This is a genomic window from Streptomyces sp. NBC_00459, assembly GCF_036013955.1.
GTDB lineage: Bacteria > Actinomycetota > Actinomycetes > Streptomycetales > Streptomycetaceae > Streptomyces.
This window is the reverse complement of sequence record NZ_CP107903.1, coordinates 6,373,081-6,385,299: the sequence shown is the minus strand read 5'-3', so window position 1 is coordinate 6,385,299 and position 12,219 is coordinate 6,373,081. Positions and strand designations below refer to the sequence as shown.

The window sequence follows — 12,219 nt, the reverse complement described above, 5'->3', positions numbered from 1 at the left end:
CGCCTCCTCCCCCTCCCCCTCCCCCTCCCGGTAGACAATTCCCGTACACAGCAGAAGTGGTGGTTCCCCATGTCCGTTGAACATCGAGACGACCAGTTCGAGGACCGGCTCGGCGCCGCCCTGCGCAACGCCGGCGGTGCCTTCGACGCCGATCGTGCCGCCCTCGTCGTCGGCGGTGAGAGCCGGGGGCGCCGGCTCCGAATGCGCCGCCGGACCGCTGTCGTGAGCGGCGCCGCCGCGATCGCGCTGGTGGGGGTGGGCGGCGCGCTCGTCGCGCCCTGGGGCGGCGACGGGACCGGACGGCGGGCCGTGGGCGCCGGCGGGACGACCGTCGGGCCCGGTGATGCCACCGGCACCGCCACCCCGTCCCCCGTCACCGGCGCCCAACTGCTCGCAACCCTGAAGGAGTTGCTCCCCGAGGGCGTGCTCAGCAAGGAGTCGTCGCGCGGCACGGACTCGAAGCGGGGGCCGTACGTGTCTGCCGTGTTCGACGACGGGAAGGGTGCCGCGGCGCTCTCCGTCAGCCTCGGCCGGGTCGAGCCGGGGAGCGGGCAGGCGCGTCAGGCGACCGATTGCCCGGACACCGCGTTCGTCCCGTACGACGACTGCGCGAGGAGCACGCTGCCCGGTGGCACGGTGCTCAGGATCCTCAAGGGATACGAGTATCCGGACCGGCGCGTCGACACGAAGCTGTGGACGGCTGACCTCGTCACGGCCGACGGCGCGCGGGTGTCGGTGAGCGAGTGGAATTCCGCCGCCGAGAAGGGCGCGCCCATCAGTCGTCCCGAACCACCGCTGTCCGGAAGTCAGTTGAAGACCTTCGTCACCGACCCGGCCTGGCTCAAGGCCGTCAACGCCATCCCCGAGGCCGCCGAGGTCGAGACGCCGCCGGCGTCGAGCCAGACTCCCGGGGTCGAGAGCGGCACCATCGTGACGACGCTCAGCGGTCTGCTCCCGCAGGGCCTCCAGGTGGTCGGCAAGAGCGGCGACGGGACCGAGTACGGCTATGTCGTCGTCGACGACGGCAAGGGCAAGAGCTTCGTCCAGATCAACGTGCAGCCCAACATGAAGGACATCGAGGACCAGCTCTTCGGCCCCGGCTCGGGCGCCGTGACCATGCCCGACGGCGTCAAGGTCGTCGTCCGTGAGGGCCCCGGCGACGACAAGGGCAAGGGGCTCGTCATGCGGACCGCCGACGCCATCTGGCCCGACGGTCTGCGAGTGGTCGTCAGCGCCTTCAACTCCGCCAGCCAGATCACCGGCCCGACCCGGACGAATCCCGCCCTGACCCTCGACCAGCTCAAGACGATCGCCACCGACTCGAAGTGGCAGGGACTGCAGCCGCCGCCCTCCAACTGAGCCTTTGCCGATGGGCCTTCTTCCACAGGAAGCCGTGCGGAGACAGAAGAGGGCTCAGGAAGAGGGATCAGAAGAACTCCGACCACGGCTGGTCCCAGATCTGCTTCACGCACAGCACCAGGAACAGCAGGCCCGCGATCACCAGCATCGCGTTGCTCAGCAGCCGGTTGCGCCATTCGGCTGGTGTGCGGGAGGAGTTGAGCAGGACCAGCAGGGTGCCGGCCAGGAAGGGGAGGAAGGCCGCGCCCAGGACGCCGTACAGGATGATCAGGCGGAAGGGCTGGCCCTGGAAGAGCAGGACGATGGGCGGGAAGGTCAGCCACAGCAGGTAGGCGCGGAAGGGCCACGAGCGTTCGCGCGTGCCCGAGGCGACCTCCTCGCCCGTCGTCCGGGTGCCGCGGAAGCGTTCCACGAAGTCGGCGAACATCAGGCTCACGCCGTGCCAGACGCCGATCAGCGAGGTGTAGGAGGTGGCGAAGAAGCCGATCAGGAAGAACTTCGCGGTCGCCGTGCCGTACTTGTCCTCCAGGATGTCGCTCAGCTGAATCAGGCCCTTGTCGCCGCTCGCGATCGCCACGTTGGCCGAATGCAGCAACTCCGCGCCCACGAACAGCATCGCCACCACGAAGATGCCCGTCGTCGCGTAGGCGACGCGGTTGTCGAGGCGCATCACCTTCATCCAGCCTGTGTTGGTCCAGCCCTTCGCGTTGACCCAGTAGCCGTACGCCGCAAGGGTGATGGTGCCGCCCACGCCACCGATCAGGCCCAGTGTGTTGAGGATCGAGTCCTTCTCGTCGGGGAGGACGGGCAGCAGGCCGGCGAAGGCGTCCACGAGGTTCGGGGTGACCCGGATCGCCAGGTAGACCGTGACGACGAACATCACGCCCACCAGCACGGTCATGACCTTCTCGAAGACCTCGTACTTGTTGAACCAGACGAAGACCAGGCCCGACAACCCGCACAGGATCGCCCACCACTTGAGGTCCATGACGTCCGGGAACAGCGCCTGGAGCGGCAGCGCGCTCGACGACATCGCCGCCGCGCCGTAGACGAAGCCCCAGATCACGACGTACACGACGAAGAAGTACGTGGTCCAGCGGCCGAGGCTCGCCCAGCCGTCGAAGAGGGTGCGGCCGGTGGAGAGGTGCCAGCGGCCGGCCGCCTCGGCGAGGGAGATCTTGACCAGGCAGCCGAGTACGGCGGCCCACAGGAGCGTGTAGCCGAAATTGCTGCCCGCGATGAGCGTCGCCACCAGGTCGCCGGCGCCCACGCCGGTCGCCGCGACGACGATCCCTGGGCCGATGTACTTCCAACTGGACTTACGGGGAGTGGAGTTGGGGCTTGGGGCGCCCGTGGCCCCTGATTCCGTGGTGTTCCCTGTGGTGTCCGCCATGTACGTCAAGAAAGCGCAAAGGGGCTGGTCGCACAAGAGGGCGTTCCGGAGCCGGAGGGTGGACAGCCGGGGCATCCGGCGTCCGGAACGCCCGCGGGACGCTACGGCTGTCGCCGACCACAGCCGTCGGACCCGCAGGTGCCGAGCTCGAACCAGACGGTCTTGCCCGGCCCGTCCTGGTGGCAGCCCCAGCGCCTCGCGAGCGCGTCCACCAGGAACATCCCCCGGCCGCTCTCCTCGGCGCCCGCCTGCCGCACCTGTGGAGTACTGCGGCCGGTGTCGGTGACCTCGCAGCGCAGGACACCGTGTGCGGCCGACAGGGTGAGCCGGAACCGGCTCGCCGCGTGCAGCACCGCGTTGGTGACCAACTCGCTGACGAGCAGTTCCGCCACGTCGACCAGGTCTTCGTCCCGGTCGGTCGAGTCCTCCCGCCCGGCCAGGCCCCACTCCTCCAACCGCCTGCGTATCTCGGCCCGGGCCTCGCGGGCGGCGGTGGGGCGCGGGTCGTACTCGACGCTCAGATGGCCTGCCCCCAGCGGGGGTTGGAGGTACGAGCCATACCGAGGGACGGGATCCGGGCCGTGTCCCCCGGAACCCCCGGAGAGTTGCAGCATGCCTTCAGGATCGCTGCGACGGTCACCCCCGCGCGCGGGGAGAAATACCTGTTTTCCGCACCGGAGTCTCTGCGCCACGGTCTCCACCGGCTTCTCTGCGGGCCGTCACCTCCGCCCCGCCACCGACACCCCTCCCCAATGCCCGTCACCGATGTGCTGTCACCCAGGCCGCGATCTGGGTGCGGTTGGTGAAGCCGAGTTTGCCGAGGATGTGTTCCACGTGGCCCTCGGCGGTACGGCGGGCGATCACCAGTCGGTCGGCGATCTGCTGGTTGGCGAGACCCTCGGCGACGAGCGCGGCGACCTCGGTCTCGCGCCGCGTGAGACCCGTACCGTGACCGCCCAAGCACCCGGCACCGGACGGTGGTTCGGGTTGCCGGCCGGCGGACTCCCCTTCCCTCAGCGCGTACTTGACGATCCCGGCGAGGTCGAAGCCCTCCCCCCGGCGGTGGGCCCGGTCGTACGCCCGTCGTCCGAGGCTCTCGCGTGCCCGGGTCTCACCGTCCTGCCGTACGGAGTCGAACGGGGCGGTCCGGAGGCGGTCGGCGCCGCCGAGGAGGACGGCGGCCCGCTCGTGGGTGTGGTGGTCCCTGGTCGCGATCAGGGCGAGCAGGTCGAGGGCGGGGGCGATGCCGAGGACGTCGTGCAGGGTGTGCGCGATGCGCAGGGCCTCCTGGGCGGGCGGTTCGGCCCGGCCCCAGTCCGCACGGATCGTGTGGGCGCGGGCGAGCGCCCGCAGAGCGTATGAGCGCACCCACTCCTCGCCGTACTCCTCGCACACCCGCAGGGTGTTCTCGCAGACGGCGACCGCCCGGTCCGGCTCGTCCAAGGAGGCGAGGGCGATGGCCAGTTGGACTCGTTCGAGCCCGGCAAGGCCCGCATGTCCGCCGGTTACGGGTCCCTGCGCCACGGCGGCGTCGAAGTGCCGCAGGGCGGCGGCGGGTTCACCGCCGAGCAGCAGGCCGACCCCGACGGCGTACCCGGCGTGCGCGGCCTCGACGGCGTCACCGAGGCGCCCGGCGAGGGCGCGTGCCTCCTCGGCCCGCCGCCGGCCCCGGTCGCGGTCCTCCGCCGACCCGGTGAGCAGGCCGAGCAGTCCGGCCGCCCACAGCGCTCGGGCCCGCTCCCGGCCGGGCTCGGGGTTCGCTTCGAGGGCGCGGTCCAGCCAGTACCGGCCTTCGCCGGGCGCGCCGCACGCGTACCAGTGGAACCAGAGGGTGCCGGCGAGGCGGAGGCCGGCGCGGGCGTCGTCCGGCGCGTCCCCGTTCGCCCCGAGGCTGAAGTCGAGCGCGGCGCGCAGGTTGGCCCGGTCGGCGTGGAGGCGGGCGGCCATGTGTGGTTGGCCGGGGCCGAACCAGGCACGCTCGTAGGCCGATGCCCGGGTCTGCGTCCAGTCGCGGTGCCGGCGCCGGGCGGCCCGTTCCGCGCCGGGCCGCTGCCTCAACCGGTCGAGACCGTACCGCCGGAGGGTGCCGAGCAGCCGGTAGCGTACGCCGCCGTCCTGGCCCGGTTCCCGGCTCAGCACGGACTTGCCGACCAGCCCGGTCACGGCCGCCAGGACGTCCTCGGCGCCCTCTCCGCACACGGCCTCCGCCGTCTCCAGGTCGAAGTCTCCGGCCAGTACCGACGCCCGCGCCCACACCAACCGCTCCGCCGGAGTGCACAGTTGGTGGCTCCGGTCGATCGTCGCCCGCAGGGTGCGGTGGCGAGGGGGACGGTGATGGCCGTGGCGATCGGCGTGGCTGTGGTGGTCGTCGTCGATACGGGCAAGAAGGTCGTCGGTGTTCAGATCGCCCGGGCCGGTCATGCGGGCCGCCGCCAGTTCGATCGCCAGGGGGAGTCCGTCGAGGCGGCGGCACAGACGGGCCACGGCGGGGCGGTTGGCGGGGGTGAGGGTGAAGCCCGGGACCACCATGGCGGCCCGGTCGGCGAAGAGGGCGAGGGCCGGGTGGCGGTGGGCCGCGGAAAGGTCGCCGTCAGGGTCGGGGACGGGCAACGGCCTTACGTCCAGCAGGTGTTCCTCCGTCAGGCCCAGACGGTGCCTGCTGGTGGCGAGGATCCGCACGCCGGTGGTGCGGTGCAGGAGCGCGCCGGCGAGCTCGGCGCAGGCCCTGTGCAGGTGTTCACAGTTGTCGAGGACGAGGAGGAGCCGACGCGTTCCCAACTGGTCCATCGCGGCCAGGGCGTCCGGGGTCACCGAGGTCACCGGCCGACCGTGCGCGGAGTGGTCGTACAGGCCCAACGCCTCGGCGGCGGCCCTCGGTACGAGGTCGGGGTCGTCCAGGGCGGCCAGGTCCACGAAACGGACGCCGTCCGGGAAGGCGCGGGTCACGTCGGCCGCGACGCGTCCGGCGAGGCGGGTCTTGCCGACGCCTCCCGGCCCGGTCAGCGTGACGAGGCGGGCCTTGGCCAACAGCGCGCGGACTTCGGCCTGTTCGGCGCGGCGGCCGACGAAGCCGGTGGTCCCGTCCGACACAGATACGGCTCCTCGCCTCCTCCGTGCGTGAATCCCTCCCTTCACCTTCCGACGGATTCCCGTGGGCACGTACACGCAGGTCACACGCGCGTGTGCACTTACCGAAGAGCCGCGACGGGCGGCGCGGGCACGCGTATCCTCCTCGCCGCATCCGAAGGTCTTCGGAACCCTTCCGGCTGTCTTCCGTGCGGGCCTTTCCGGCCCGTACGGCCGGTCGGTTCACGCCATCACCCTTTAGGCGCTCTTGACCTGCCCATGTCATAGCCGCACGATGGCGCCACACCCGCACCAGTCCGTCGCACCGAAGAACCACCCCCCGCTCCACTCCCCAGCTTCCGGAGATCCCGGAACTCCCGGAGAAATCAGGAGACTTCATGCGACTTGGTATACGAGGCTCAGGTGCCCGCAGTGGCAGACGGTCCGCCGCTGTCGTCGGCCTGCTGTCCCTCGCCCTCGCTGTCGGCTTCACCTCCACGACGCCCGACGCCACCGCGACCAGCGCCAAACGCCCGGCGGCCTCGGCGGACGACATCCGCCAGTACGAGATCAACTTCGCGAACTCCACGTCCGACGTCCGCACCGACATCATGGCGTCGGGCGTGACGGTGGACGAGGCCGACGAGGAGAGGGTCGTGGTCTCCGGCCGCGCCGAGCAGGCCCGGAAACTGGCCCAACGCGGCTATGAGATCACCCTGTTGGGCTCGGCCCCGGACCGCTCCAGCAGCGCCGACGACATACGCCTGCTCGACTTCCCCAGCGCCGACTCCCGCTATCACAACTACGCGGAGATGACGACGGAGATCAACTCCCTCGTCTCCGCCAACCCCTCCATCGCCAGCCAGCGCGTCATCGGTACCTCGTACTCGGGGCGGAACATCGTCGCCATCAAGCTCAGCGACAACGTCGGTACCGACGAGGCCGAGCCCGAGGTGCTGTTCACCCACCACCAGCACGCCCGTGAGCACCTGACCGTCGAGATGGCGCTCTACCTGCTGCGCAACCTGACCTCCACCTACGCCACCGACTCCAGGGTCAAGTCGATGATCGACTCCCGGGAGATCTGGATCATCCCGGACCTCAACCCGGACGGCGGCGAGTACGACATCGCGACCGGCTCGTACCGCTCGTGGCGCAAGAACCGCCAGCCCAACAGCGGTTCGTCCAACGTGGGTACGGACCTCAACCGCAACTGGAACTACCGCTGGGGCTGCTGCGGCGGTTCCTCCGGCTCGACCTCGTCCGAGACGTACCGCGGTACGGCCGCCGAGTCCGCGCCCGAGGTCAAGGTGGTCGCCAACTTCGTCCGCAGCCGGGTCGTCGGCGGCGTCCAGCAGATCAAGACGGGCATCGACTTCCACACGTACAGCGAACTGGTGCTGTGGCCCTTCGGGTACACGACCGCCAACACCACGACGGGGATGACCCAGGACGACCGGGACGCCTTCGCCACGGTCGGCGGGAAGATGGCCGCGAGCAACGGCTACACGCCGGAGCAGTCCAGCGACCTGTACATCACGGACGGCTCGATCGACGACTATCTCTGGGGCAGCCAGAAGATCTTCGCGTACACCTTCGAGATGTACCCGGCGTCCAGCTCGGGTGGCGGCTTCTACCCGCCCGACGAGGTGATCGACCGGGAGACGGCCCGTAACCGGGACGCGGTGTTGCAGCTGCTGGAGAACTCGGACTGCATGTACCGGTCCATCGGAAAGCAGACGCAGTACTGCAGCTAGCTCCGGCTTCGACGGACGGCTCGCGGGAATCCGCGGGCCGTCCACCGCTGCTCGCGCCCCTCAGGTGGCTTTCGCCTCAGCGTCTTCCTCGGCCTCGTCCGCACCCTCGGCCTTGGCGTCGGCGTCGGCGTCGACTACGGCATCCTCGACCCCGGCATTCTCGACTTCGCCGTCCTCGAAGTAGGCGTCCAGGACCGCGTCCAGCTCCGTTTCCCACTCCTGGTGCTGGGACTTCGCCTTCGCCTCGATCTCGACCGGGTACCAGCGGCGGTCCGGGGTGTGGACCGTCACCGTGAACCGCTTGCCGAAGCGGGACGTCTCCGTCTCCACCGCCCCGATCTCGTCCCAGCGGAACTCGCACTCCTGGTCGTCCAGGTGGAGCCGTACGCCTCTGTGGTCGGCGATGATCTTCGCCCGGCGGTCGGACGCCTCGAAGACGGGCCCATCCGGGGCGGCCGCTTCCGCGTCCGCGTCTGCCTCCGTCTCCGCTTCCACCGCCGGGGTGGCCTTCTCCGGAGTGACCTCCTCCGGTGCGGCTTCCTCCACCGGCTCAGGAACCCCGTCCTCCGGCTCGGCCGGCACGGGTGAAGTGAGCCCGGGGATGGCCGCAGGGTCTACCGCGGCGGTTTCCAGGGGCTGGCTGCTCGAACCTATGCGCTGCTCCACACGCGGAAGTATGGCGGACATTGCTGTGTCATGGGACAGCAGGGGCCAGAGAGATCCGGTGAGATCTGGGTGAGATCCGGAGAGATCACTCGATCCACACGCACAGACCAGGTGCGGAGGCCACCGCGAACCCGCGACCGACAGCACCGCCTCCCGCGACGACCGGCCGGGGGCGGGTTGTCCGTGGCTGCTCGCGCCCGCGGGGCGGAGCCGCGGATCGAAGACGGCCGGCGCCCCCACGGGGCGCGAGGAGTGGGACTCAGTCGTCCAGTACCGCCAGCGCGTCGATCTCGATCAGCAGGCCCGCCGGGAGGCCCACGTACACCGTGGTCCGGGCGGCCGGGGGCGCGGTGAGGCCCTGGTCCTCGAAGTAGGTGTTGTAGATGCCGTTCATCTCGGCGAAGTGGTCGACGTCCGTCAGATAGACGCGGATCATCATCACGTCGTCCCAGCTCGCGCCGCCCTCCTCCAGGATCGCCTTGACGTTGGCGAGCGTCTGGAGGGTCTGCTCGGCCAGGGTCGGTCCGGCGGGCGTCGGCGGCTGTCCCTCGACGGCGGGCAGGAAGCCGACCTGACCGGCGACCTGGAGAATGTTCCCCTTCCTCACGCCGTGGGAGAACTTGGCGGGCGGGGTGGTGTGGGTCTTGGGAGTGAGCGCGATCTTCGCGGACTTCTCAGGGATCTCTGTCATGGAGTGGCTTCCTTGGCTGCTGGGGTTCTGCCGGAGTACTCACCGCTGATGGCATCCGCCGTACGGCGCACCAGCGGGAGCAGGGTGAGAAGTTCGTCGGCGGTGACGACGACGTTGGGGGCGGAGACGGACATGGCGGCGACCACGCGTCCGTCGGTCCCGCTGACGGGGGCGGCGACGCAGTTGATGGACTCCTCGTGACCGCCGAGGTCCGTGGCCCAGCCCTGTTCGCGCACCTTCTCCAACTCCCGCAGGAAGGCGGGGGCGTTGGGGGTGGAGCGGGAGGTGTACAGGGGGTAGTCGAGCTTGTCGGCGACGGCACGCCGCTCGGGTTCCGGCAGATCGGCGAGGAGCAGTTTGGCGACGGCGGCGACGGTGATGGCGACGGGCTTGCCGATCCGCGAGTACATGCGCACCGGGTAGCGGCTCTCGACCTTGTCGATGTAGAGGACCTCGCCGTCCTCGTGCACGGCGAGGTGGACGGTGTGCCCGCAGAGCTCGTTGAGGCGTACGAGGTGGGGGTGGGCGATCTCCCGGATGTCGAGGTTCTCGACGGCTTCCTGGGCGAGCGCGAAGAGGCGGGCGCCCAGACGGTAGCGCTGGTCGGACTGGCGGTAGACGAGTCCGTGCTCGTGCAGGGTGCGCAGCAGCCGCAGCGCGGTGGACTTGTGGACGCCGAGCCGGTCGGCGACCTGGCCGAGGTCGGCGGGGCCCTCGGCGAGCAACGGCAGGATGCTCAGCGCGCGGTCGACGGTCTGGCTCATGGGGTGCGTACCTCCTGCTCGGCCCGGTGCGGGTCCTGGGCCCGGGTGGTCCAGCCGGGGCCGAGTCGAAGTGTCCCCCACGCCGTGTCGTCGAGAGCGGCCAGCCGGTCGGCGTGGTCGCGGGCGGGCGGCGTGGCCAGGTCTCCGGGGGTGGTGAGGACGGCGGCGGCCATGAGGTGGCCGTGGCGGATGCGGTCCCTCACGGGGAGGCCGCGGAGGGTGGCGGAGAGGAACCCGGCGGCGAAGGCGTCGCCGGCTCCTACCGCGGCGACGATGTCGACGTGGGGCGCCCGGACATGGGTGGCACCGCTGTCCCTGGCGAAGGCGACGGCTCCTCCCCCGCCCTGTTTGACGACCACGAGCCCCGGCTCGGACAGCGCTTCCGCGACACCGGCCGCGCCGCGCAGCCCCCACGCGGCCTCCGCCTCGTCAGCGCCCACGAAGACGAGGTCGGCCCGGCGAGCCAGGTCGAGCAGGACCCGTGGACCGTGGGCGTCCGCCCACAGCCCTTCACGGAAGTTGACGTCGAAGGAGACGAGTGGCCGCCCCGCCCGGGGCTCGGTCAGCTCCCACAGCAGGTCGAGGCAGTCGCGGGAGAGCGCTGCCGTGATCCCGGACAGATGCAGCACCCGCCCCGCGCGCGCCGCCGCCGGGTCCACGTTCGCCGCCGACATCACCGAGGCCGCCGACCCGGCCCGGTAGTACGCCACCTCGTGCGCGTCGGTCGCCCGGTCCCCCGCCGTACGGAAGTACACCCCCGTCGGACGCGCCGGATCACGCCGTACGGACGCCACGTCCACGCCGTACGACCCGATCGCCTCGACCAGGTGGTCGCCGAAGCCGTCGTCGCCGACGCGGCTGATCCAGCGGGCGGAGTGGCCGGCGGCTGCGAGGGCGCAGGCCACGTTGGACTCGGCGCCGCCGATGGCACGCTCGAAGGACGGTACGTCGGCGAGGCGGCCCGGCCGGGAGGGCAGGAAGGTGACCATGGACTCGCCGAGCGCGACGACGTCCACGACGTCGTGGGCAATGCGGGGTCCCGTGCTGGTCACGATCGTCGTAGCTCCTCGGTGGCACGGGGGAGGCGGCGGCTCCGTTGACCCCACGTTGGCGAGATGTTAGACAGCGGTAAGCGATATACGCAATGACCGTTGCAGATGATGCAACGAACTGAACGAGGGAGGCCGCATGGGCACCGAGGACATCGAGGGCAGCCAGGGCGCCGAGAGCACCGGGGCGCTCGCCGGGCTGGCCGCCGAACGCGTCGACGCCCGCTTCAAGGGCCTCCCGCCGGACGCCGACGGCCTGACCGTCGGCGAGCTGGCCGCCCAGCGCCGCAACCTCTTCACCGGCGGCTTCACCACCCCCGTACTGACCCTCTCCGCCGAGCGCCTCACCCACAACCTGCGACTGATGGAGACCTACGCGGCCCGCCACGGCCTCGCCTTCGCCCCGCACGGCAAGACCTCCATGGCCCCCCGGCTCTTCCACCGCCAGATCGGGCACGGCGCCTGGGGCATCACCCTCGCGGTCCCCCACCAGGTGCGTGTCGCCCGCGCCTTCGGCATCCAACGGGTCTTCCTGGCCAACGAGTTGGTCGACCCGGCGGCTCTGCGCTGGATCGCCGCGGAGCTGGCCGCCGACCCCGGCTTCCACTTCATCTGTTACGTCGACTCCGTGCGCGGGGTGGAACTGATGGACGCGGCTCTCAAGGAGCCGGGGGCGGGTGCGGGCGCCCGTCCACTGGACGTGGTCGTCGAACTCGGCACCGGCGAGGGGTCCCGTACCGGCGTGCGCACGGAGGCGGAGTGCGCGGAGGTCGCGGACGCGGTGGCCGCCGCGGGGACCCTGCGGCTGGTCGGGGTCGCGGGGTACGAGGGCGAGGTGCCGCAGGCCGACCCGGAGCGGGTGCGGGCGTGGCTGCGGCGGCTGGTGGCGCTGGCGGCGGACTTCGACAAGGCGGGGCGGTTCGCCGACGCGTCCGTCGAGGAGATCGTGGTGAGCGCGGGCGGCAGCGCCTGGTTCGACGCGGTCGCGGACGTCTTCGCGGACATCCCCGAACTATCGCTCCCTGTAATGAAGTTGCTACGCTCGGGGGCGTACGTCTCACACGACGACGGCCGCTATCGCGAGGTCACACCGTTCAACCGGGTCCCCGAGGAGGGCGCCCTGGAACCCGCCTTCCGCCTGTGGACGCAGGTCGTCTCCCGTCCCTCCCCCGAGCAGGCCTTCACCAACGCGGGCAAGCGGGACGCCGCGTACGACCTGGACCTGCCGGTGCCCCAGGTGGTCCGCAGGGAGGGAGCTCCCGAACGGCCCGCCACCGGCATCTCGCTCACCGGCCTCTCCGACCAGCACGCCTGGCTGCGTACGACCCCGGAAGCGGATCTGGAGGTCGGCGACTGGCTGGGCCTGGGCCTGTCCCACCCGTGCACGTCGTTCGACAAGTGGCAGCTGATCCCGGTCGCGGAGGCGGACGGCACGGTCGTCGAATACATCCGCACGTTCTTCTGATCTCCGATC

10 protein-coding genes are annotated in these 12,219 nt (G+C 70.9%); 3 read left to right on the top strand and 7 right to left on the bottom strand.

The window, feature by feature from the left end; translation table 11 throughout:
• The first annotated feature begins 69 nt into the window (after nt 1-69).
• A complete protein-coding gene (locus tag OHN74_RS28240) occupies nt 70-1,359 on the top strand; it encodes a hypothetical protein (protein ID WP_327697389.1) in 1,290 nt (429 codons plus the stop codon).
• A gap of 67 nt (nt 1,360-1,426) precedes the next feature.
• Here the strand turns inward: OHN74_RS28240 and OHN74_RS28235 are convergent, their stop codons facing one another.
• The 3 genes from OHN74_RS28235 to OHN74_RS28225 all read right to left on the bottom strand — a co-directional run bounded on the left by OHN74_RS28235 (nt 1,427) and on the right by OHN74_RS28225 (nt 5,842).
• Complete coding sequence (locus tag OHN74_RS28235) at nt 1,427-2,752, bottom strand: Nramp family divalent metal transporter (RefSeq protein WP_327697388.1); 1,326 nt, start codon at nt 2,750-2,752, stop codon at nt 1,427-1,429.
• Between the two features lie 101 nt (nt 2,753-2,853).
• Nucleotides 2,854-3,366, bottom strand: a complete 513-nt coding sequence (locus tag OHN74_RS28230; protein WP_327697387.1) for an ATP-binding protein — start codon at nt 3,364-3,366, stop codon at nt 2,854-2,856.
• 145 nt (nt 3,367-3,511) lie between these two features.
• Nucleotides 3,512-5,842, bottom strand: a complete 2,331-nt coding sequence (locus OHN74_RS28225; RefSeq protein WP_327697386.1) for an ATP-binding protein — start codon at nt 5,840-5,842, stop codon at nt 3,512-3,514.
• Between the two features lie 374 nt (nt 5,843-6,216).
• Here OHN74_RS28225 and OHN74_RS28220 point away from each other — a divergent pair, with 374 nt between their 5' ends.
• Nucleotides 6,217-7,575 carry a M14 family metallopeptidase gene (locus tag OHN74_RS28220; RefSeq protein WP_327697385.1) on the top strand — a complete coding sequence of 453 codons (1,359 nt, stop codon included), beginning with the start codon at nt 6,217-6,219 and terminating at the stop codon, nt 7,573-7,575.
• Nucleotides 7,576-7,635: 60 nt separating this feature from the next.
• Here the strand turns inward: OHN74_RS28220 and OHN74_RS28215 are convergent, their stop codons facing one another.
• The 4 genes from OHN74_RS28215 to OHN74_RS28200 form a co-directional block, all read right to left on the bottom strand.
• Complete coding sequence (locus OHN74_RS28215) at nt 7,636-8,241, bottom strand: hypothetical protein (RefSeq protein WP_327697384.1); 606 nt, start codon at nt 8,239-8,241, stop codon at nt 7,636-7,638.
• Nucleotides 8,242-8,500: 259 nt separating this feature from the next.
• Entirely contained in the window at nt 8,501-8,932 is a 432-nt protein-coding gene (locus OHN74_RS28210) for a RidA family protein (RefSeq protein ID WP_327697383.1), read from the bottom strand.
• Nucleotides 8,929-9,696: an IclR family transcriptional regulator gene (locus OHN74_RS28205; RefSeq protein WP_327697382.1), complete on the bottom strand. Its 768-nt coding sequence runs from the start codon at nt 9,694-9,696 to the stop codon at nt 8,929-8,931. The genes OHN74_RS28210 and OHN74_RS28205 overlap by 4 nt, the downstream gene beginning before the upstream one ends.
• On the bottom strand, nt 9,693-10,748 hold the full coding sequence (locus OHN74_RS28200) for a sugar kinase (RefSeq protein WP_327697381.1): 1,056 nt from the start codon (nt 10,746-10,748) through the stop codon (nt 9,693-9,695). Before OHN74_RS28200 ends, OHN74_RS28205 begins: the two co-directional genes overlap by 4 nt.
• A 136-nt stretch (nt 10,749-10,884) precedes the next feature.
• Between OHN74_RS28200 and OHN74_RS28195 the strand changes: the two genes are divergently transcribed.
• Nucleotides 10,885-12,210: an amino acid deaminase gene (locus OHN74_RS28195; RefSeq protein WP_327697380.1), complete on the top strand. Its 1,326-nt coding sequence runs from the start codon at nt 10,885-10,887 to the stop codon at nt 12,208-12,210.
• The last annotated feature ends 9 nt before the right edge of the window (nt 12,211-12,219 follow it).